Source organism: Ensifer sp. EB106-05-01-XG146, from assembly GCF_058791875.1.
Genome location: NZ_JBYTDX010000001.1, coordinates 2,059,048 through 2,078,314, shown reverse-complemented (window position 1 = coordinate 2,078,314; position 19,267 = coordinate 2,059,048). Strand labels below are relative to the sequence as shown.

Annotated in this window: 19 protein-coding genes; 8 read left to right on the top strand and 11 right to left on the bottom strand. The window is 63.3% G+C overall.

The window, feature by feature from the left end:
• The first annotated feature begins 39 nt into the window (after positions 1-39).
• On the top strand, positions 40-888 hold the full coding sequence (locus AC3WVQ_RS10295; RefSeq protein WP_034793150.1) for a hypothetical protein: 849 nt from the start codon (positions 40-42) through the stop codon (positions 886-888).
• Positions 889-994: 106 nt separating this feature from the next.
• Here AC3WVQ_RS10295 and AC3WVQ_RS10290 read toward each other — a convergent pair whose 3' ends face one another.
• Positions 995-2,932 carry an elongation factor G gene (locus tag AC3WVQ_RS10290; protein ID WP_090294166.1) on the bottom strand — a complete coding sequence of 646 codons (1,938 nt, stop codon included), beginning with the start codon at positions 2,930-2,932 and terminating at the stop codon, positions 995-997.
• Between the two features lie 327 nt (positions 2,933-3,259).
• Here AC3WVQ_RS10290 and AC3WVQ_RS10285 point away from each other — a divergent pair, with 327 nt between their 5' ends.
• A complete protein-coding gene (locus AC3WVQ_RS10285) occupies positions 3,260-4,699 on the top strand; it encodes a DUF1254 domain-containing protein (RefSeq protein ID WP_090294165.1) in 1,440 nt (479 codons plus the stop codon).
• Between the two features lie 63 nt (positions 4,700-4,762).
• Here the strand turns inward: AC3WVQ_RS10285 and AC3WVQ_RS10280 are convergent, their stop codons facing one another.
• On the bottom strand, positions 4,763-5,107 hold the full coding sequence (locus AC3WVQ_RS10280) for an antibiotic biosynthesis monooxygenase (protein WP_034793159.1): 345 nt from the start codon (positions 5,105-5,107) through the stop codon (positions 4,763-4,765).
• A 125-nt stretch (positions 5,108-5,232) separates the two neighbouring features.
• On the opposite strand from AC3WVQ_RS10280, the gene AC3WVQ_RS10275 reads away from it, so the two are divergent.
• The gene (locus AC3WVQ_RS10275) at positions 5,233-6,120 is read left to right on the top strand and encodes a LysR family transcriptional regulator (RefSeq protein ID WP_492382712.1); all 888 of its coding nucleotides are present in this window, start codon (positions 5,233-5,235) and stop codon (positions 6,118-6,120) included.
• A 116-nt stretch (positions 6,121-6,236) separates the two neighbouring features.
• Positions 6,237-7,004 carry an adenylate/guanylate cyclase domain-containing protein gene (locus AC3WVQ_RS10270; protein WP_090294443.1) on the top strand — a complete coding sequence of 256 codons (768 nt, stop codon included), beginning with the start codon at positions 6,237-6,239 and terminating at the stop codon, positions 7,002-7,004.
• A 56-nt stretch (positions 7,005-7,060) separates the two neighbouring features.
• On the opposite strand, the gene AC3WVQ_RS10265 is transcribed toward AC3WVQ_RS10270, so the two are convergent.
• From AC3WVQ_RS10265 to AC3WVQ_RS10240, 6 genes are all read right to left on the bottom strand, one after another.
• Positions 7,061-7,927 carry a protein NO VEIN domain-containing protein gene (locus AC3WVQ_RS10265; RefSeq protein WP_244546697.1) on the bottom strand — a complete coding sequence of 289 codons (867 nt, stop codon included), beginning with the start codon at positions 7,925-7,927 and terminating at the stop codon, positions 7,061-7,063.
• Positions 7,928-8,017: 90 nt separating this feature from the next.
• Complete coding sequence (locus AC3WVQ_RS10260) at positions 8,018-8,419, bottom strand: GFA family protein (protein ID WP_090294160.1); 402 nt, start codon at positions 8,417-8,419, stop codon at positions 8,018-8,020.
• Positions 8,420-8,491: 72 nt separating this feature from the next.
• Entirely contained in the window at positions 8,492-9,001 is a 510-nt protein-coding gene (locus AC3WVQ_RS10255; RefSeq protein WP_090294159.1) for a GrpB family protein, read from the bottom strand.
• Between the two features lie 250 nt (positions 9,002-9,251).
• Entirely contained in the window at positions 9,252-9,554 is a 303-nt protein-coding gene (locus AC3WVQ_RS10250; protein ID WP_492382711.1) for a GNAT family N-acetyltransferase, read from the bottom strand.
• 431 nt (positions 9,555-9,985) lie between these two features.
• The gene (locus AC3WVQ_RS10245) at positions 9,986-10,681 is read right to left on the bottom strand and encodes an RES family NAD+ phosphorylase (protein ID WP_090294156.1); all 696 of its coding nucleotides are present in this window, start codon (positions 10,679-10,681) and stop codon (positions 9,986-9,988) included.
• Entirely contained in the window at positions 10,678-11,070 is a 393-nt protein-coding gene (locus AC3WVQ_RS10240; RefSeq protein WP_034793180.1) for an antitoxin Xre-like helix-turn-helix domain-containing protein, read from the bottom strand. Before AC3WVQ_RS10240 ends, AC3WVQ_RS10245 begins: the two co-directional genes overlap by 4 nt.
• A gap of 509 nt (positions 11,071-11,579) precedes the next feature.
• On the opposite strand from AC3WVQ_RS10240, the gene AC3WVQ_RS10235 reads away from it, so the two are divergent.
• Positions 11,580-12,203, top strand: a complete 624-nt coding sequence (locus AC3WVQ_RS10235) for a hypothetical protein (protein WP_492382710.1) — start codon at positions 11,580-11,582, stop codon at positions 12,201-12,203.
• Between the two features lie 48 nt (positions 12,204-12,251).
• Here AC3WVQ_RS10235 and AC3WVQ_RS10230 read toward each other — a convergent pair whose 3' ends face one another.
• Complete coding sequence (locus AC3WVQ_RS10230; protein ID WP_244546696.1) at positions 12,252-12,554, bottom strand: tetratricopeptide repeat protein; 303 nt, start codon at positions 12,552-12,554, stop codon at positions 12,252-12,254.
• A 200-nt stretch (positions 12,555-12,754) separates the two neighbouring features.
• Positions 12,755-13,804, bottom strand: a complete 1,050-nt coding sequence (locus AC3WVQ_RS10225; protein ID WP_060603569.1) for an aldo/keto reductase — start codon at positions 13,802-13,804, stop codon at positions 12,755-12,757.
• Positions 13,805-14,043: 239 nt separating this feature from the next.
• Here AC3WVQ_RS10225 and AC3WVQ_RS10220 point away from each other — a divergent pair, with 239 nt between their 5' ends.
• Positions 14,044-15,021 (top strand): SphA family protein, encoded by a 978-nt coding sequence (locus tag AC3WVQ_RS10220; protein ID WP_090294150.1) that lies wholly within the window; start codon positions 14,044-14,046, stop codon positions 15,019-15,021.
• Positions 15,022-15,496: 475 nt separating this feature from the next.
• Positions 15,497-15,742, top strand: a complete 246-nt coding sequence (locus AC3WVQ_RS10215) for a hypothetical protein (protein WP_034793196.1) — start codon at positions 15,497-15,499, stop codon at positions 15,740-15,742.
• A gap of 82 nt (positions 15,743-15,824) precedes the next feature.
• Here AC3WVQ_RS10215 and AC3WVQ_RS10210 read toward each other — a convergent pair whose 3' ends face one another.
• Complete coding sequence (locus AC3WVQ_RS10210) at positions 15,825-16,505, bottom strand: glutathione S-transferase family protein (RefSeq protein WP_090294149.1); 681 nt, start codon at positions 16,503-16,505, stop codon at positions 15,825-15,827.
• 353 nt (positions 16,506-16,858) lie between these two features.
• Between AC3WVQ_RS10210 and AC3WVQ_RS10205 the strand changes: the two genes are divergently transcribed.
• Positions 16,859-18,817 (top strand): elongation factor G, encoded by a 1,959-nt coding sequence (locus AC3WVQ_RS10205; RefSeq protein ID WP_060516089.1) that lies wholly within the window; start codon positions 16,859-16,861, stop codon positions 18,815-18,817.
• Positions 18,818-19,267: the final 450 nt, after the last annotated feature.

Sequence of the window (19,267 nt, the reverse complement as noted above, 5' to 3'; positions counted from 1 at the left end):
CGTTTACCTTATTTCCGGGGTTTGAACCGGAGTGGGGCAATGGTCAGGACGAGCAGTTTCGTCATTTTTCTTCTTTCAAGTGTTTCGATCGCGGCGGCTGCCGATATCGATGGTCCGTTGGTGGGGCCGCAGGACGCCTATGAGGTGCCGGTGGAGCAGGCGTCGGGCGGCATCGTCGGCTACGTCGAGACGTCCTACGGCGCGGCCGTGGACTCGCCCGGCGATATCGATGCGGATGCATGGGACCTGCGCGGTGCGGTGAACTTCGACGCCGGCGCCGGCTTCAACCTGCAGGTCGATCTCGGCTACACGCGCGCCTCCTTTGAGGATATCGACACGAACAGCTATGACGGCGCGCTGCACGGCTACTACCGTAATGATCTCTTTGCGGCAGGCGTCTTCGTGCAAGGCGCACGCCTCGACCCGGGCATCGGCCTCGACCTCAACGATTACATGGGTGGCGTCGAAGCGGCCTACTTCCTTGATACCTGGACGCTGCATGGCGCGATCGGCTACGGCCAGGCGAGTGTGGAAGACTTCGACGACATCGATGCCGATCATTACATGGGCTCGCTCGGCGCGCGCATCTACGCGACCGACAACCTGCGCTTCGACGTCGACGGCTCGCTGCATCGCATGAGCGAAAACGACCTGGATTACGACCTGCGCAGCGTAAAGCTGACGGCCAACTACCGGCTGGACGCTTTCCCCGTCACGCTCTTTGCCGGCTACAAATACACCAACGAAGAGCTTTCAGGGCTGAGCGCTTCGGTTTCCGGCGACACCAGCACCCTCTTCGGCGGCCTGCGCTTCTCCTACGGTTCGACGACGCTCAAGGAAGAAGAGCGCCTCGGCCCGGTCTGGTCCAGCAATCGCCTGGCGTTCTGATCGGCTTGGCAGGCGGCAGCATTTTGCGCCGCTGCCAGCCAGGTACAATCATCAAGCAAGAGCATGGTGGCACCGCGCGTCTGAAGAGGCGCGCGGTGTTCTTATGTTATCGCAGGCTCCGGAGATAATTGGCCCGATCGAACGGGTTCGCGCCCAACCGGGGCCGGGAAGGCTGCGTGCCTGCGATCGGCGCGTAGTGATCGAAGCTGTTTTCGAGCACGCCGGCGCCGCTGGTGAGCCCCGGCAACTGCCGCTGGACGCCCTGGACGTTGGCCGATGCGATCGTTCCGGCAAGCCGGGCGACGCCGCCTTCGATGATCGAATCCGTCGTCGACGCGCCTGACTTGGCGAGCAGCGTGTGAATGGCCGTCAGGACGGACGCGGGCGCTTCAAGGCGGAAGCTGTCGATCGGCTCGCAGACGACCGTTCCGGCCGAAGACAACGCCTCGGCGAGCACCAGCGGCGTCAGCCGGCGAAAATCGACGGCGGTGCTGGCCGGCGAGGTCTGGCGCGCCGCTGTCATGGCGACGTGGCAATCGATCACCTGCCAGCCGAAGAGCCCGGCCTTCAGCGTTTCGGCAACGGCCTCTTCGACCGCCCGGTAAAAGCTCGCAGGCATCTGGCCGACATCCACTTCGAGGGCAAAACTGTTGCCCGCTGCCGCCGGCCGCGGTTCGATCCTGAGGCCGACGGTCGCAAGGAAGGGGTTCGGCTCGCGGAAGATGATCTCGATGCCGGTTCCGGTGCCAAGGGGCCGTTCGACGCAGATGACCGTGCTTTCCTCGAAATGCGCCTCCAGCCCGAAATCGGCCGACAGGGTGGCCTCGATCACCTCCTTCTGCACCTCACCATAGAGCGAAACGAACATCTCGCTGGCATCGTCGCTGGTGCGCAGGTTGATGAACGGGTCCTGTTCGGCCAGTTGCTGAAGGGCAAGCCACAGCGCCGTGTTGTCCGAAGGGCGCCTCGGCCGCACGAGGGTTTCGAGCGTCGGCGGGGCGAAATGAAACGCTCCGGCACGCGTTCCGTCGACGCCGACCCAATCACCGATGCGGGCATGGGCAAGCCCGCCCACCTTGGCGATGCGGCCGGCTGTCACCCGGTCCACCTTTTCCAGCCGACCCTGGTCGAAGAGCTGGATGCTGGTCACCTTCGCCGCGCCGCCGGAAAGGACGAGATAGTCGCGCGTGGCGACAGTGCCGGACGTCAGGTTGAGAAAGGCGAGCTTTTCACCGCCCCAGCCGCGCTCGATCTTGAAGATCCGGCCTTCGACCGGTGCATCCGGGGCGGGCGCCTTCGCCGGCAACAGCGTCTCGATCGCGGTGATCAGGCCCGGCACGCCGACGCCGGTCATGGCGATGCCGCAATAGACCGGGTGCAGAAGGCCTTCGGCAAGCTGCGTCGCCAAGGCCTTCCGCAGCCGCTCGACAGTCAGACGCTCCGGTGCCAGCACATAATCGTCGAGCAAGGCTTCATCATTGGCGGCAAGCGCCTCCGAAAGTGCCGAAAAATGCGGTTCCTGCGCAAAGTCGATCGGCTCGGTTCTCGCGTGTCGGCTGCCGACCTCGACCGCCGCCGACATGATGACGGGGCGTACCGAGAGTTGGCTGGCGATCTCTTCGACCACTTCGGCGGGACGCGCCCCGAGGCGATCGATCTTGTTGACGAAGAACAGGAAGGGGACGCCGAGGCGGCGCAAGGCGCGCACCAGCACGCGGGTCTGCGCCTGCACGCCTTCCACCGCCGAGACGACCACGACGGCGGCATCGAGCGATTGCAGCACGCGCTCGACCTCGGCGATGAAGTCCGGATGCCCGGGGGTGTCGATGAGGTTTACGACCAGATCGCCAAGCCTGAACGACACGACGGAGGCGGCAATGGTGATGCCACGCTGCCGTTCGAGTTCAAGGCTGTCGGTCTGGGTATTGCCGCTATCGACGCTGCCGAGCCTGTCGATCGCACCGGTGTCAAAAAGGAGTCTTTCCGTAAGGCTAGTCTTGCCTGCATCCACGTGGGCGAGGATGCCCAGATTCAATGTGCGCATATCCCATCAGCTGCTCAAAAATTCGGATCTGGGTTTCTTGAGAAGTGACTCGGCGCATCGGGGCCTCCAGACTTGAGCTTCTTGCGGATCGCGCAACCCACGGCAGGCGAGGGTGCTCGTGAAATCTAAGGACGCCAAAGGAAGGGCGTCAAGCGCCGCCTGACAACTCCGACGCGGTGTTGCAGATTTGCTGGTGTGGTCGGGGCCATCGAAAAATGGCGATGCTCCCTTCAGGCGGTTACGCGAGGACAGGCCGAACACAATGTCTGGTCGTACTTATTAGTATATGCTAACTTCCTCCCGCCAAAGAAAAAGGGGGAGGCAAACATGGACATGACCCGTCGCGTCGTCGCTTTGGGCGGCGCCGGCCTGCTTGCATCAGCATCGTTCTTACCTGCGAACGCGCTGGAATCGCCGCTTTTCGATCCGGTCGAGGCTGCCGATGATTTCTGGCTGGCGGTGGAAGCCTATATCTACGGCTACCCACTGGTGACGACGGAAATGACCCGCCGGGTGGTGACCAATGTGGCCAAGCCCGAAGGCAGCAAGGGGCCGATGGGCCACGTCATCAAGCTGCGTGAATATCCGAACGCATCCTTCAAGGATGTCACCGCGCCGAATGCCGATACGCTGTACACGACAGCCTTCGTCGATGTGGGCAAGGAGCCGTGGGTGCTGTCGATCCCCGACATGAAGGATCGCTTCTTCCTGTTTCCGATGCTCGACGGCTGGACGACGGTGTTTCAGGTGCCGGGCAAGCGCACGACCGGCGGCGGGGCGCAGGCCTATGCCATTACCGGGCCGGGCTGGCAGGGAAGCCTTCCCGACGGCGTGACCGAATACAAATCGTCAACCGGCATCGTCTGGATCCTCGGGCGCATCTATTGCGATGGCACGCCGGAGGACTATGCGGCGGTGCATGCACTTCAGGACGAGTGCAAGCTTTGTCCGCTCAGCGCCTATGGAAAGGACTGGACGCCGCCGGTCGGCAAGGTCGATCCGTCGATCGACATGAAGACGGCGGTGCGCGAGCAGGTCAATCGCATGGATGCGGTCGAATATTTCACGCTTCTTTGCGAGTTGATGAAGACCAATCCGCCGACGGCGGCGGATGGCGAGGCGATCGCCAAATTTGCCGAAATCGGCATCGTGCCGGGCCAGGACTTCGACAAGAGCAAGCTCGATGCCGCCTTCGTGTCGCGCATCCCCGTCATGGCGTTCCATCGCATCATGCTGCACTTCAAGTTCAGCGATGGTGACATCCAGAACGTCAACGGCTGGGGCTTCACCACCAAGACCGGCATCTACGGCACCAACTATCTGCAGCGGGCGCTGATCACGGCGATCGGGCTTGGCGCCAATCGTCCGCAGGATGCGATCTATCCGACGTCGCTGAAGTCCAGGGACGGTCTGGTTTCCCGCGCCTATCACGGCTCCAACAAATACGTCGTCACCTTCCCCAAGGGGCAATTGCCGCCGGTGCGGGGCTTCTGGTCGATCACCATGTACGACGAGAACTATTTCTTCGTCGACAATCCGCTCAACCGCTATTCGATCAGCGCGCGCGTCAGCCCCAAGGCCAATGCCGACGGTTCGACGGAGATCTACATCCAGAATGAATCACCCGGCAAGGACAAGGAAAACAACTGGTTGCCGGCGCCGAAGGGCAAGTTCATCCTGATGATGCGGCTCTATTGGCCCGACGACAGCCCGCCTTCCATTCTCGACGGGTCGTGGCTCATCCCGCCGGTGAAGAAGGCAGGATGACAGAGGCGAAAGAGTCCCTGCGTCTTCGCGTGAAGGCGCAGGGCGTGGCGATCAGGCGGCGGCTCAGCGCTTAGGCAGCACGAGATCGCCGACCGTATAGATGTGAAACTCGCTGCGGGAGACTTCGTCCAGCTTGCGGAACTTCTCCGCGAACACCGGATCGGAGAAGAACTCATCGACATTTCCGGTGCCCTGGATCGCCTCGACATTGACGACGGTCTCGCCGTCGGTGCTCTTCGACAGCGTGCTCCACAGAAAACCTTCCTTCCGTTCGGCAACGTAGTGCACGACGTCCTGGATGACGGCGAAGGCTTCTTCCTGCTTGCCCGGATGGGCGTGGATGACGTTGACGACGAAGGTCGTCGGAACGGGGGACGCCGAGAAAGTGGGGGTAGGGATCGTTGTCATGCTTCTCTCCATTTAAACGCCGCGGCGTATCGACCGCGACGGCATCTGGATATCGGGAGAGAAATAGCGGATAAACGAGCGCGTATTCTCATCACTTCGGAAAAACATTCCGTAATCGGTGCGCGATGGACAAGCTCGGAACGCTCAGCATTTTCATTCAGGTGGCAGAGGCGGGCAGCTTCGTGGCCGCCGGGCATCGCCTAGGGCTTTCAGGTTCGGCCGTCGGCAAGGCGATCGCGCGGCTCGAAGACGAGATGGGCGTGCGCCTCTTCAACCGGTCGACGAGAAGCATGGCGCTGACCGAGGACGGCAGCTTCTTTCTCGACACCTGCCGCCGCATCCAGTCCGAATTCGAAACGGCCCAGGCGCAACTGTCACGCTCGCATGCGACGCCGCGCGGGCAATTGCGCGTCAGCCTGCCGCTCGCCGGCATGCTGCTGATGCCGACCATATCGGACTTCATGCGCGCCTATCCGCTGATCAATCTTGATCTCGATTTCACCGATCGGCTGGTCGATGTGATCGAGGAGGGCTTCGATGCGGTCATCCGCACCGGCGACGTGAAGGATACACGCCTGATGAGCCGCAAGCTCGGGACGTTCCGGCACCGGATCGTCGCTTCGCCGGAATATCTCGCGGCTCATGGGCGGCCGGAGGTGCCGGAGGACCTGCTTGGGCACCGCTGCCTTCATCACCGCTACGCCAATTCCGGCCGCCTCGAACCCTGGCCGCTCGTTCGTGACGGGCGTGAGGTGAAGCTGGACCTGCCTGTGACCACGGTGGCGAGTACGCTCGACCCCTTGATCTTTCTTGCGGAGCGTTCCTTCGGCATCATCTGCCTGCCGCCCTTTGCCGTGTCGCCTGAACTGGCGGAAGGCAAGCTGGTCTCGCTGCTGGAAGATTACCTTCGCGAAACCGGCACGTTCCGCGTGCTTTGGCCGACCAATCGCTATCTTTCGCCAAAGGTGCGTGCCTTCGTCGATTTCATGGCGGAGAACCTGTTTGCCGCGTGACGGCCGGGCGGCACGGAACGTTCCCCCGGCGTCGATCCAGCCGTTGCTAAAGTGCTGCAAATGTCCGAAGCTTCGCTGACGCCATCGGGTCATGCGAGCCGGAGCAGATGCGCACCATGACAGACGCCTCTTCCATTCAGCCTGCCGCCAGCCATGACGCCCGCATCTGCCGGGGATGCTGGGACCAGATGCATGTGCCGATCCCGATCCGCGGGCCCTTGGCGCTGCCGTTCCGTGCCTTCGGTATTACCCGCAGCAAGATGAACCCGAACATCTGTACGATCTGCGAGCGCTCCTTCCGTTACGTGAAGAAGCAGAGTCACGTTGCGGCAAGCGCCACAATCCTGTTTGCCGACATCCGCGGATTCACGCATCTTTCGGAGCGGATCGAGCGGGTGCGCTTGAGCCAGATCGTCAGCCTGTTCCAGGATCGCTGCGCCCAGGCGATCTGGGCGCATGACGGCATCGTCAACAAGCAGATGGGCGACGGGCTGATGGCGATCTTCAACTTTCCGATCATCCGGAAAGACCATGCGCAAGCGGCGATCATGGCAGCACGCGATATCCAGCGTCTCTGCGCCGATGCACTCGGCCGCCTCGACCTCGACGACCTCGGCGAACGGCCGCTCGGCGTGGGCGTCGGCATTCATTCGGGCGAGGTCGAGATCGGCGAGTTCTCGACATTCCGCAGCGATTTCACCGCGATCGGCGGCACGGTCAACCTGGCCTCGAGGCTCGAATCCCAGGCCGAGGCGGGCGAGATTCTGCTTTCCCCGGAGACGGCCGCTCAGGCGGAAACGCTGACGGCGGGCGCCGGCACCCGGCTGCTGGTCCTGAAAGGCATCGACCAGCCGGTCGAGGCGAGGGTGCTCGCGACACATTGATCGACGTGAAGCGTTTGCTGATTTCCCTAGTGTCGAGGTGAGCCGCTTCAGCTTACTCAGTGGAAACTTGCCTGATAGCTGGTCGCGATGAGCGAGACATGAGCGTCAAGAGGCGGTCGCAGTTCGAAGGCCTGTGGATGGCGTGAGAAATCATAGAGACGGAGGAGGCACCACTCCTCGCGTCGCGTCTGGGCCACCTCAAGTTCGTTGCGCGAAATATGGAATGGCGTTCGTTCCCAACCGTTGGTGGTCTTTACCTCGATCAAACGCACGCGCCCATCCGGCGTGAAGCTTGCTATGTCATAGCCCGCGCCATCGCCATCTTCCTGCGCCACCCACCGAATCTGGCGGGCCAGATCCTGACGACCGCTCTGTAGTAGCTGCGCGCGTTCGTGCTGGAGTACGCGCTCTTCTCCAGCGCGGCCGAGTGCACGGTTGCGTTCGTCCCGCCCGGCCACATCGAAACGCCGTGCGACCGTCTGCATCTGTGTCAATTCGTCGGGGGGTGGGGCATTGTGGAGAGTGGGCGGGACACCGATGAAGAGCGCCAGTGGCTCGGCCATGCCGAATGCCGGACCGGAACCAAGGACACTGTCCCATTGCGGATGCTGCGCTAACCAACGGGATATTGCCTCGGCCAAGGACATCTGAAAATTGAACCGCGGCTGGTAACCGCTGAGGGTGGGAAGACCAAACCCTCTCGCAGCAGCCGAAATGTTGCAATGTTTGAATTCTATCGAGCCGCGACTTCTTCCGAGCGCTTCTTGCAGAACCCGGTTGTGCAAGGCCTTGTTGTAGGATTGACCAGAAAGTTCGTCGCGAAGCATGGAAAAATAGGCCGCGACGATCGCGTCATTTTCCGTATCTGTCCAATTCCCCAAGCCCATGCTCTCCAGGCTACGCAGCACACCGGAATAAGTCATCCGGAAAAGCAGCGCCTCGCCATGCTTCGTATACCCTCATCCCCGGATATTGAGTATCAGTTCGCCTCAACCGATGCTTGTGTTCACTGGTCACGCCCACAGATCGCGCACGCAGCGGCCGTCCGGTGCCAGGTCCTCGAAGGTATCGAAGCCGTCGAAATGGTCGATCGGGAGATGGGCGACCCGGTCCAGCGCGGCCAGTCTGACATTGACGGCGATGCGCCGGCGGCCCTGTGCGTCGAGGTTGAGGCTGCGCCAGGCGACGACGCCGGCGCAGGTCGGGCAGAAGAGGATTTCGAGCGTCGGGTCCTTCTCGTCGGCGCGGGTATAGGCGGTGAGTTCGCCGCTGACTGCGATGCGCTCGCCTTCGTAGTCATAGGCCCAGAGCGTGCCGTAGCGATGGCAGAGCGTGCAGTTGCAGGCGGTGATCGGGCCGGGGTCGCCTTTGAGCGTCCACTTCGCATTGCCGCAGTGACATGAGCCGTCAAGCATGAGCCGCTCCCGCTATTGTACCGAGGCGGCATAGTGCCCCGATGGCGGGATGTCCGCAATCGGGGCCGGATATCAATCTCGCTCGCGCTTGTGCGCCAAGACAGCGTCGATGAAGGGAGCCTTCGAGGCGAGGTACTCGCCGATGCCATGCTGGTTCGTGGCTTCGAGGTGCAGCTTCAGCGCCTGATAGCGGGCGCTGAGGTCCGGATCCTGCCGCAGAAGATCGCGAAACCGCAGCATTCTTTCAATCTGCCAATGTCCTGACCGGCACACATGGACCTTGTGGGTTCGAACGCCATTGACGTCGCGCCGATAGAAGTGGTGGTCCTGCGAAAGGTCCGTGCCGCGAACATATCCAAGCGATTTCATACGCTCCGTCACATCGCCCACGTCGCGATGCTCGGACACCTCGCCCAGAAGGTCGATTTCCGGCTTCGCGGCGAGACCGGGGACGGCGGTGCTGCCGACATGGTGGATCGTGACGAGCGCATTTGCGAATACGCTGCGGATGCGCTGCTGCTCGGAGAGAAACAGATCGGGCCATCGCGGATCATAGACTGAAATCTGGCTGGTCAGCGGCACGGCGGCTTGCTCCGGGTTCTTGACGGTGGTGTCATGGTAGCACCCGGAACGAATTCATGGACCTTCCCCCGCCTGGACGGAGGAAGGTTGTTTGGTCGGATCGTGCCACCGCCTAGTTGCGGTCGAGCCGCATGACCTTTTCATCGCCGAGGACCATGCCGGTCTCGCGGAAACCGAAGCGGTGGTAGAGGGCGTGGGCGCGGGTGTTTTCCGGGTAGACGCCGAGATAGATGTCGCCGCATTCAGGGATCTAGGCCATGTGGTCCAGGAGGGCTGCGAGCGCCTTGGCGCCATAGCCCTTGCCCTGGTGGCGGGCATCGATCATCAGTCGGTAGATCCAGTGGTTGCCGTCATCGGGGTCGAGCGCATACATGGCGAAACCCACCGGCGCCCCTTCGGCCATCACGGCAAAACCGACGCATTCGGGGCGTTCGCCGAGTTCTTCGAGAGATTCGTCGTTGCTGGCGATGAAATCCATCTGGTTTTCGTGAACGTCGAGCCTTCGGATGACATCGGCATCGACGGTATCGACGGGCAGGAGTGTAATCGTCATTCGGTCCTCGTGGTCGACGCTGTGGCCTGGGAGGCAGTCTCTGTCTAATCCCTTCTGCGGTCACCTTCTCCCCGCGGGGCGAGCGGGGAGAAGGGACCTTGCAGCGCTCTCGGCGTCCACATCCTGCGCCTGGGCGCGAGCGGTTCCCTCTGCGGGGCGGGCAGGGGAGCCGAAGGGTAGGCGGAGCCGGGCCGCTGCCGTTCCCTTTCCCGATCAGCGGGCGAGGGAGTTGGGGGCAAGGAACCGGAGGGACGGGGACACGCGTCCAGCCTGGCAAAGCGTCAATAACAATCTGATTTATACGTTTTCAGTTTCTGCCGTGCCGGCCGGGCCGCTCGAGGCGCCGAAATCCGGAAAGCGAGCCCTTCTCCAACGGGCGCATTACCGCAACATTGCGATGGCAAGAAAGAAACGGCCTTCGCGCCAGCCGCTCAGGTTTCCTCGACGATGCGTGGCTCTGCTTTGCCCGTCCATTCAAAGGTGATGGTGTGGCCCTGGCGGACGTTCTGGATGACCGAGGGGCGGAAGACGGCGAGGCACGTGCCCTCGGGATCACGGGCCGACGGATAGATCAGGCCGTTGCCGCCTTCTGCAAGAATGGTGGCGGCGAGCGCCTGACCGGCGGGGTAGGCGACGGCGGTGTCGGGGGAGAGATAGGCGGCGTCCACTTCGCCGCGCACGTCATGGAAGCGGCAGGTGAAGCCGGCGATCAGTTCGCGGTAGCGACCGATGTCGTGAAAGCTGCCGGCCTCGCGAAGCGCCCGGGTGCGGTGATAGACGATTTCCGCCTGGCAGGTCTGGAGTGCGCGCGGGCCGAAGGCACAGTACCAGGCGCCGCGCTCCTCGCCGTTGAAGCGGTTGCCTGGAGGCCGGGCATGGCAGAAGGCGGCATTGATCAGCGACCAGCCGTAGCCGAAGGTCTCGTTCAGGAGTTCGGCAGGATCGACGCCGATGGGCAGAGCGAGCGGGCTCAGCCGCGCCGAGGTCATCGCCTCCAGCCGGTTGAGGATCTCGATCTCGTCGTCATCGTCGGCGAGCGGCTTGACCGCGGGCTCGTCGATATAGGCGGTCGAGATCAGCCGGACGGTTGCCGGCTCGTTGAAGTCGATTTCCGGCAGCGCGATCATAGGCCGCCGCGCAACCCGTCGAGATAGCGCCTGACCTTCATCATCACGGGAATGCCGCCCTCGATCATCAGGTCGACCGGCGAGCGGCCGGAAAACAGCGGGCCGGTGTTGACCGCCTTCGGCCATTGATAGGTAAGCGGCCCGTTGAAGAACAGCCGCAGGCCCTTGAAGATGCCGACGATCAGGCTCGCGCGCATGCGCTTGTCCTGGTCGAGCCTGCCCTTGAAGTCGCCGGCCTTCATGCGGTTCCAGGTGGCGATCGGCACGTCGAAGAGCTGGGCCGCCTCCCTATTGGTGAGGTTCCAGAGGTCGCAGGCTTTCACCACCGCCTTTACGATCACAGCTTCTTCCTGCCGGGCGGGTGCGAAAGCCGGTTGCGCCAGCGCCATAAATGTCTCCTATGCGGTGACTGAGTGTATCATATGATATGAAATGGAGATGTTGGGCGGAAAGTCAAGGGGTGGCCGGCTGATGCCTGTTTGCACTGCCGAGCGAACGCGCCCGGCTCTGCCCCTCACCCTAACGCTCTGCCCGCCAGCGGGGAGAGGGGACATGGACGACGGGGGCACCGTCACTCGGCGGCTGATCTCACAAACCCAAGGTAGGCCAGGTTTTTGTGAGGGGGGAGCGGGTGACCACGTCTCCTTCTCGCCGTCGTGACGGGGAGAAGGTCCCGGCCGGGGGGTGAGGGGCAGCGCTTCTGCTGCAAAAGGGCCATCCTCAAACCTGTCGAGGCTCTCGGCGCTTGGATCGCCCTTCACCTGACGTGGCGCAGAGGTCGCCGCGCGCGTTGCGTCGCCATCCGTTGAGATGGCGCGGTCTCCATCACGGCAATTCGATTTTACTCGGTTGGCGGCGGCCGATAGGCTTTTCGGCACAGTTGATGGGAGAGAGAGCCATGAAGCGCGCATTAGCAGCAATCGCATTCGCCTTGGCCTGTTCCGGCGCGGCCTATGCGCAGGACACCAGCATGAGTTTCTTCGTCACCAGCGTGAACCCCGGAAAGGGCGGCGATCTGGGCGGCCTCACCGGGGCGGACGCCTATTGCGATACGCTCGCCAAGGCAGCGGGGGCGACGGGCAAGAGCTGGAAGGCCTATCTTTCCACCGACGCTGAGAACGCCAAGGACCGGATCGGCGCAGGCCCCTGGAGCAACGCCAAGGGCGAGAAGATCGCCGATGATGTCGCATCGCTCCACAGCGACAAGAACAACCTGACGAAGCAGACGGCGCTCAATGAAAAGGGCGAGGTGATCAACGGGCGCGGCGATACGCCCAACCGCCACGACATTCTGACGGGCTCGAAAGCCGATGGCACGGCGGCACCGGACACCTGCGGCAACTGGACGATGGGCGGCGCCGACGGCGCGGCGATCGTCGGCCACAGCGACCGCACGGGATTGAACGATTCCGCCGAGGCCAAATCCTGGAACTCTTCGCACGCGACGCGGGGCGGCTGCACCGTCGAGGCCTTCAAGGGCACCGGCGGCGAGGGGCTGTTCTATTGCTTCGCTGAGAAATAGGTCGTGTTGACAAAGTAGTTTTCGGCACGTGGTCGCGCGGTTGGCGAGCTACGACTTCTTTTCTGCGTCCCCCAGAAAAGGATCGATGCCGATTTGGTGGAGCCTTTTACGCGCTTCCACAGAGGCCTGCCTGATGTCGGGATTTTCTTCTACCGCTCTTCCATACCAATATTTTGCGGCATGCAGGTCGCCAAGGTTCTCATAGCACTCCCCCAGTCGCTCTCCGAGATATCCGGCATCCAGCGACTGGTCGCCATCTGCCATGAAAAGATAAATCTTGATGGCATCCGCTGCATTCCCGCTTGCGATCAATTCTTTTGCTCGGCGCTCTAAATGATTGAAGTCATACACGACTTTGTCTCCAGCAACGCAACTTGGGTGCGGTTTTCCTAAAAAGCAGTGTTGAAACATGCCCGAGCCGGTTTGCCAAGCCACCCTGTCAACACGGCCTAGGGCGCTTTCAGCTTATCGTAACGCGCAAGGGACACGCCTTGGTTTCATCCTGACGGCCCGGACACTCGGCCCGGGTCGCAGGTCCGTTCCCACGTGCGTCAGACATGCGGCCCGAGCAGCGACAGGTCGGCCTCGCCGAGCCGGTCCTTGGCGGTCCAGAGCTGATGCCAGTAAGGGTAGATCACCGGCGGCAGGCTGACGGCGTCGAGCAGTTCCTTCTCCTCATCGGTGAGCTTCAGGTTTGCGGCAGCGAGATTGTCGCTGAACTGCGCCTCGGTGCGGCCGCCGATGATGACGGACGTGACGCCCTTGCGGCCGATCAGCCAGGCGAGCGCAACTTGCGCCGGCGACACGCCGCGCTCGGCGGCGATGGCAACGAGCATGTCGACGATCTTCCAGAGCCGCTCCTCGTCGCGGATCGGCGGCTCCTTCCAGCCGGCAAGCTGGCGGGTGCCTTCCGGTGTCTCGTTTCGCCGGTGCTTGCCGGAGAGAAGTCCGCCGGCAAGCGGGCTCCAGACGAGCACGCCGAGCCCCTGGTCGATGGCGATCGGCATCAGCTCATATTCAGCCTCGCGGGCCTCGAGCGTGTAGTGGATTTGCTGGCTGATGAAGCGCTGGCGGCCTTCGAGCGCGCTGACGCCGAGCGCCTTCATGATGTGCCAGCCGGAATAGTTGGAGCAGCCGATATAGCGGACCTTGCCGCTGCGAACGAGGCTGTCGAGCGCCTCCATCGTTTCTTCGAGCGGTGTTAGGCCGTCCCATTCATGCACCTGGTAGAGATCGATGACGTCGGTGTTCAGCCGCTTCAGGCTCGCCTCGCAGGCGGCAATCAGGTGCTGGCGCGAGAGCCCGCCGTCGTTCGGCCCCGGCCCCATCGAAAAGCGCGCCTTGGTGGCGACGAGCACACCGCCTTTGCGCTGGCCGCCGAGGACCTCGCCGATGATCTCCTCGCAATGGCCGGTCGAATAGATGTCGGCCGTGTCGATCAGGTTGACGCCGGCATCGAGGCAGAGGTCGACATAGCGGCGCGCCTCCTTCAGCCCGACATTGCCGACCTCGGCGAACTTGCCGCGGCCGCCGATCGTCATTGTGCCCATGGTGATGACAGAGATTTTCAGGCCGGAACGGCCGAGCAGCCGGTATTCCATGGTCTCTGGTCCTTTGCTGGTGGGGAAACGGGAACGCAAGCTTCACCGGATGAAAGCCGAAGGCGACAGCGGCGGTCAAGTGGCGCTCAAAGAGGCCGCGTCCGCGGCGCGGGCCCAGTGTGTAGGCCTGCAACACTCTGCAATCGGATGTTGCGGTGGTTGCAGCTCCGGTTTCTTAGGGCTGGCTTGAACACGGCAAAATGTTATCGTTTCGTCGAGAGATTAAGGGGAATCACTGGATGAGCGTTGTAAAGCGTCTGTTGTCCGCATCGGCGATCGCTGCCGGTCTGGGTTGCATTGTTGCGCCCTTGACGGCGAATGCGGCCGAAAACGGTGCCGGCTTCTATCTGCTCGGCGCACGTGGCCCGATGGCCGGCCTTTTGGCTCCGCCCGGGACCTATTTCCAGAACGACACCTACTTCTATGTGGGCGAGCTCAAGGGCAACAAGCAGCTTCCGCTCGGTGGCGAGATCGTCGGCGAGGTCGATGCGACGCTGATCGGCATCTTCGGCACCGGCCTCTGGGTGATGCCCGAAGAAGTGCTCGGCGGCAATCTCGGCTTCACCGCGATCGTGCCCTTCGGGGGGCCGGATATCGACGCTACGCTTTCGGCGCCAAGGGCCGGTCGCTCGGCCTCGGTCAGCGATTCTGTCTTCACTATCGGCGACCCCGTGTTGGGCGCGGTTCTCGGCTGGCACGAGGGCGATTTCCACTGGACGGCGAACGCCTCGGTCAACGTGCCGATCGGCGACTACCAGAAGGGGCAGCTCGCCAATCTCTCGTTCAACCGCTGGGCTGGCGACTTCACGCTCGCCGGCACTTGGTTCAATCTGGAAACGGGCTTCGACATCTCGGGCGCCGCGGGCTTCACCTTCAACGGCGAGAACCCGGCGACGGACTACCGCACGGGTACGGAATTCCACGCGGAATGGGCCGTTACCAAGCACTTCGGCCAGGAGTTCTCCGCCGGCGTTGCAGGCTACTTCTACCAGCAGGTGACCGGCGACAGTGGCGCCGGCGCAAGGCTCGGCCCGTTCAAGGGCCGTATTGCCGCGATCGGCGGCACCATGGGCTACAATTTCAAGATGGCCGAGACGCCGGTATCGCTGACGCTCAAGGTCTTCCAGGAATTTGGCGCCAAGAACCGGCCGGAAGGCACGGCCGGTTTCGTCACCATCGCCTTCCCGATCGGCACGCCGCCGGCCCAGGTGAAGTAGGCTTGAGCCAAGCCTCGCATGCCCCGCCGGTGCCGTCTTCGACCGGCGGAGGCATGGATGACGCGTGACCTTCGTGCCGGTCCGGAAACGACCGATCGCGGCAGGGTTCGCGTGCGGCGACGTTGCTTTATCTCCCGATCGGCGCATACTGCCGCCTTCGCTGGGCAGGATGCGGCTCCGGCGGCTGTAAGATCGTTCGCGTTTTCGACCCGATACGGGCGGTCGCGGAATGTCTCGGACGGCCAGGCCACAGGCGCTTCTCCTGCACGCCATGGACCGGATCGATCAGGCCTTCGCCGAGATCGGGTGTCCGTGCAACGGCGATTGGGCGGAAGCAAGTGCCACGCGTCACTTCCGTCGCAGCCGACGGGCATTCGTAAGAGCGTCCGCCCTGAAAGGCACAATTGGTTTCGACCCGCGGTTGGCGGCGTACGCGGATAGCGGCGCGCCGGCCCTTGGCAGCCAGGAGGTTTCAATGCAGGAGTTTGCACGCGAACCGGACGGCCCGATCGGCCCCGACGATCTTGATATGCTGCAACGCACCTTCGACCGGGTCTGCATCTGGTGCGACATCCCGCGCTACGGCAAACGTGCCGACCGGCTGGCCCGCCACATCACGGGCCAGTTCCGCAGGGGCATTGCCGACGAGCGCGTGCTTTTCGAAAACGCCATGTGGCTGGAGCAGCAGGGTGGTTCAACGCGGCATCGCGCCGACAATTGACGCCGGCGGCGCCTGAAGCACATCGCGATTTTCAGATTGAGTTGTCTATCGCAAACCGCTGCGCGCTTTTGCGCGACATTCTCTACATCTCGAAGAACCGCTCCGGCATCAGGTTCCGGTAGGGGAACATATGGAAATACGGACGGGCCTCGGTGAGCACGCGGCGGACGGACGCGCGTTCGAGCAGCCGTTCGAAATAGACCGCAAGATGCGGATGGGTCTCATCGAAGGGCTCGACGATGCCGCCATAAAAGAGAGCCGGAGTGGCGGCGCAATCGGCAAGGCTGAAGGTATCGCCCGCGGCAAATTCATGCGTGGCGAAGTGCGCGTCGGCCATGCCATAGGCCAAGCCAAGCGCGGCGCGGGCATCGGCAACGCCGCGGTGGTCGCTTTCACCTGGCGCCCGCAGCGTGTCAGTGACGATCTTCTGCATCGGCACGTGGATGTAGTTGTCGAAGAAGCGATCCCAGAGCCGGGCTTTCAGAGCCGTGTCGGGGGTATCGGGGATCAGCCGCCGGCGTCCCGGATAATGGCGGTCGAGATATTCGATGATGATCGACGTCTCCGGCATCACCACGTCGCGAGCGCTGTCCGTCAAAACCGGCATCTTGCCGACCGGCCACAGCGCCGCGAAGCGGGCCGCTTCTTCCGGGTCGAGCAGGTCGACCAGGCTGCTTTTGAACGGGGTCTCGTTTTCGTAAAGCGCGATGAGCACCTTGTGGCAGAAGGAAGCGAGTGGATGCTGGTAAAGCGTGAGGGACATGCGCGTATTCTCCAGTGCGGAAGGGACGCTTGCGGATCGGTCGTCAGGTCTTTACGTGCCCGTTTATCGCAAAACCGGTCCTGTTTCGCAATCGGTTTTCGGGGTTCAGGGCCAAAAGATCGGGGCCCGTGGCGCAGAACGGCGGCAGCCGCGCCGGATACGCGCCGATTTTTTGGGGACGCCATGCTGATCGATTCCAAGCGGTTAGCGCCGGAAAAGGACGCGCACGCGTAAAGACTTGCCGCCATCGTGCCCGGCTACCATTGAAAGCGCAAAAGCTGCCCTAGAATTAATAGAACAAGGGCGTCGCAACGCTCGGCGCCCGTCGTCATCGCGACAGGGGAGGATTGCCGATGCGCTGCTTCACGGTACTTGGGCCCTCGCAGACCGGAAAGACCACGCTGGCAGACAAGCTGGCCGGTCTGGAGGGGGCCTCCAGAAAAGCTGCTTCACCCTACGGATTGAACCTCACGGAATTCGAATTTGGCGGCGAAGCCTGGTGCGCGCTCGACGCACCCGGCGGCACCGAGGCGCTGGGCCACGCGCAGCACGCGCTGATCGCCAGCGACGCCTGCGTGCTCTGCGTTTCGCCGGTGCCGGAGGAGGCAGTGCTGGCCGCGCCCTATCTGAAGGCAATCGAGGCGTCGGGCACGCCCTGCATTCTCTTCATCAACCGCATGGACGAGCCGCAGGGGCGGCTGCGCGACGTGATCGCCGCGCTTCAGGACTATTCCGGCCACATGCTGCTCCTGCGCCAGGTGCCGATCCGCGAAGGCGACAAGATCGTCGGCACCTGCGACCTGATCTCCGAGCGCGCCTGGCGCTACCGCGAGGGACAGACCTCGGCGCTGATCGAAATCCCCGACACGGTGATGGATCGGGAAAAGGAGGCGCGGGCCGAGCTGCTCGAGCATTTCTCGGAATTCGACGACTGGCTGCTCGAAGAGCTGATCGAGGACCGGGCGCCGGCCAACGACACGATCTATGCGATCTCCACGCGGCTCTTGAAGGAAAACCGCATCATCCCGGTGCTGGTGGGCGCTGCAAGCCACGCCAACGGCATTTTGCGGCTGATGAAGGCGCTGCGCCACGAGGCGCCTCAGGTCGACGCGCTTCGAAAGAGACTGGCTGAGGCCGGACCGATCGCCGAGACGGCGCTTTCGGCCGTCAGCTTCCACGCCTATCACAAGGCGAATGTCGGCAAGACGGTGCTGGTCAGGGCGCTGACATCCGGTATCAAGCAGGGCGCGACACTCGGTGGCGGCAGCCTCGGCTCGCTGCAGGACCCGGCGACCGGCAAGCCGCTGCCGAACGCCACGCCGGAGGCGGGCGCGATCTTTGCCGCTGTCAAGGCCGACCATCTACCGGTGCCGGCGCTGCTCGCCGCCAGCAGCACCGCCGAGGCGCCGGACTGGACGCTGCCGCCGACGCCGATGCTGGTGCGCATATTGGTGCCCGACAGCGAGCGCGACGAGACCAAGCTCTCGGGCACGCTTGCCAAGCTCGCCGAGACCGACCGCGCGCTCGCGGTCATGCAGGAGGAAGGCAGCGGCGCGCAGCTCGTCTGCGTGCAGGGGCCGATGCACCTGCGCGATCTCTGCAAGACGCTGGCCGACGTCTTCCATGTCGGCGTCACCGACAGGCCGCCGAGCCCAACCTATCGCGAGACCGTGCTGAAACCCTCCGACGTGCACTACCGCCACCGCAAGCAGACGGGCGGTGCCGGGCAGTTCGCCGACGTCAAGCTCAGCGTGCACCCGAACGAGCGCGGCGCCGGCTTCTCTTTCGCCGAGACGGTGAAGGGCGGGGCGGTGCCGCGCAACTTCATCCCGGCGATCGAGGCCGGCGCGCGCGAAGCGATGGAGAAGGGGCCGCTCGGCTTTCAGGTGATCGATGTCGGCGTGACCCTGACGGACGGTCAGCACCATGCGGTCGACAGCAACGACTTCGCCTTCCGCGCGGCCGCCAAGATGGGCGTGCGCCAGGCGCTGTCGCAGGCCTCGGCGGTTCTGATGCAGCCGGTCATCCGCGTCGAGATCCACATCCCCTCGATCTATTCCGGCAGCCTGGTGCCGATCGTCTCCACCTACAAGGGCCAGGTGCTCGGCTTCGACCGTGACGAGACGGCCAAGGGCTGGGACATCTTTCGCGCCCTGGTGCCGGGATCGGCGCTCGACGATCTCGCCCGGACACTAAGGGCCGCGACGCAAGGCATCGGTTACTTCTCCAAGAGCTTCGACCATTTCGAGGAGCTCTACGGCAAGGAGGCGGATGCGGTAATCCACGCGCATGGGACGCAGCAGGCGGGGTGATCGTCTATGAGAGCAGCGGCTTGGCGCGATACACCATGACCGCGCCGAGCAATTTTAGTCGCGCATCAACGTCTCTTCGGTGGCGAATTCATTGCCGCGCAATCACGGAGAGTATTTGTTGTCGCGATAGGTCTCGCCGATTCCCCGGACCGCCGACGGGCAAGGTCAAGTGCGCGGGTCGCCTTCCGTGAGGTTGCTTTCAAGGCCCCAACCCGGCATCGCCGTTCTGCGGATACAGTCTCCGACATCACGCTCTCTCGACTTCGTGTAGAGGCGGATCGGCGCGGTAGTCCGCGAGCAACCAATGATCGGGCTGGGGTTCGGCTGCGTTTTCACAGCTTCGAGAATGATGTGCTGGTCATCGAAGATCAGGTCCTGGCGCTGCGCGCAAGGGCGGGGCCGGAGGAGGCGATCCAGAGCTTTCTAAGGGATCCGACGCGCTTGACAAAG

Coding starts and splice junctions, on each gene's coding strand:
- AC3WVQ_RS10295 (WP_034793150.1), top strand. CDS start 40: ATGGTCAGGACGAGCAGTTTCGTCATTTTTCTTCTTTCAAGTGTTTCG.
- AC3WVQ_RS10290 (WP_090294166.1), bottom strand. CDS start 2,932: ATGCGCACATTGAATCTGGGCATCCTCGCCCACGTGGATGCAGGCAAG.
- AC3WVQ_RS10285 (WP_090294165.1), top strand. CDS start 3,260: ATGGACATGACCCGTCGCGTCGTCGCTTTGGGCGGCGCCGGCCTGCTT.
- AC3WVQ_RS10280 (WP_034793159.1), bottom strand. CDS start 5,107: ATGACAACGATCCCTACCCCCACTTTCTCGGCGTCCCCCGTTCCGACG.
- AC3WVQ_RS10275 (WP_492382712.1), top strand. CDS start 5,233: ATGGACAAGCTCGGAACGCTCAGCATTTTCATTCAGGTGGCAGAGGCG.
- AC3WVQ_RS10270 (WP_090294443.1), top strand. CDS start 6,237: ATGACAGACGCCTCTTCCATTCAGCCTGCCGCCAGCCATGACGCCCGC.
- AC3WVQ_RS10265 (WP_244546697.1), bottom strand. CDS start 7,927: ATGACTTATTCCGGTGTGCTGCGTAGCCTGGAGAGCATGGGCTTGGGG.
- AC3WVQ_RS10260 (WP_090294160.1), bottom strand. CDS start 8,419: ATGCTTGACGGCTCATGTCACTGCGGCAATGCGAAGTGGACGCTCAAA.
- AC3WVQ_RS10250 (WP_492382711.1), bottom strand. CDS start 9,554: ATGACGATTACACTCCTGCCCGTCGATACCGTCGATGCCGATGTCATC.
- AC3WVQ_RS10245 (WP_090294156.1), bottom strand. CDS start 10,681: ATGATCGCGCTGCCGGAAATCGACTTCAACGAGCCGGCAACCGTCCGG.
- AC3WVQ_RS10240 (WP_034793180.1), bottom strand. CDS start 11,070: ATGGCGCTGGCGCAACCGGCTTTCGCACCCGCCCGGCAGGAAGAAGCT.
- AC3WVQ_RS10235 (WP_492382710.1), top strand. CDS start 11,580: ATGAAGCGCGCATTAGCAGCAATCGCATTCGCCTTGGCCTGTTCCGGC.
- AC3WVQ_RS10225 (WP_060603569.1), bottom strand. CDS start 13,804: ATGGAATACCGGCTGCTCGGCCGTTCCGGCCTGAAAATCTCTGTCATC.
- AC3WVQ_RS10220 (WP_090294150.1), top strand. CDS start 14,044: ATGAGCGTTGTAAAGCGTCTGTTGTCCGCATCGGCGATCGCTGCCGGT.
- AC3WVQ_RS10215 (WP_034793196.1), top strand. CDS start 15,497: ATGCAGGAGTTTGCACGCGAACCGGACGGCCCGATCGGCCCCGACGAT.
- AC3WVQ_RS10210 (WP_090294149.1), bottom strand. CDS start 16,505: ATGTCCCTCACGCTTTACCAGCATCCACTCGCTTCCTTCTGCCACAAG.
- AC3WVQ_RS10205 (WP_060516089.1), top strand. CDS start 16,859: ATGCGCTGCTTCACGGTACTTGGGCCCTCGCAGACCGGAAAGACCACG.